At 30.7% G+C, this 885-nt stretch carries 1 protein-coding gene; it reads right to left on the bottom strand.

The window, feature by feature from the left end; all coding sequences use genetic code 11:
- Nucleotides 1–432: 432 nt before the first annotated feature.
- A complete protein-coding gene (locus KQI88_RS17840; protein ID WP_216419662.1) occupies nucleotides 433–852 on the bottom strand; it encodes a hypothetical protein in 420 nt (139 codons plus the stop codon).
- Nucleotides 853–885: the final 33 nt, after the last annotated feature.

The following is an 885-nucleotide window of genomic DNA, read 5'->3' on the forward strand; positions in this document are numbered from 1 at the left end:
CTTGCCATATTTTCACCTCCCTCTCCCTTTGGTCAGTAATAAAATATGCAGGTTGTTGATATGTGTGCCAAGTATAAAAAAATAAATTTAATAGAAAAATATCCTAAAACAAGTCTTGGAGAACTAAAAAGGAAATTATATAAAAATTCTTAAGAAGGTAGGTTACTACCATTATTTTTTACATTTTTGTAATCTAATAAGATTGAGGTTCCGTAGCATTGTAATGGTATGCATTATGTTAATCAAATAATAAATTAAACTATTAATGGAAATTGACCAGATCTAGATCTGGCCAATTTCAGCTATATATTATATTTAAAGCAGGAGCTATGGCAAACAATATATGAACAAAATAAGCTGCCTTTTATTAGTTTTTGGATAATAGAGTTAATCACATTTCATAGATAGTTGGAATATAATAGTTAGTACAAATTAGTATTCGTCGCTATATCTATGGTGTTTACATTTATGACGTTTGTTCTCATGTTCACATCTATGATGTTTGCGTTCGTCTTCACATCTATGATGTCTGTGGTCGTCTTCACATCTATGATGTCTATGGTCATCTTCGCATCTATGACGTCTGTGTTTATCTTTACATCTATCATCTTTGTCTTCATCTTCACACTCAGCATTTTCATTTTCAATTTTCACATCAGAAAACCAGAAATTAAATTTTAAAAAGTCAGGACAACAACATTCTTCACATTCTTTATGCTTTTTATGATGCTCGCATCTGTGATGACGTGTTTCTTCTTCAAAATCAAATAACCTTCTTAGTTTATCCCAATTATCCGCTACTGTTTCGATCATCTCAGGTGTTAACATTTTAGAAGTTTCTACTTCACGCATTAATAACCCTCCTCTAATTAATAATAATGTTTG

The sequence above is a fragment of the Alkaliphilus flagellatus genome, assembly GCF_018919215.1.
GTDB classification, from domain to species: domain Bacteria; phylum Bacillota; class Clostridia; order Peptostreptococcales; family Natronincolaceae; genus Alkaliphilus_B; species Alkaliphilus_B flagellatus.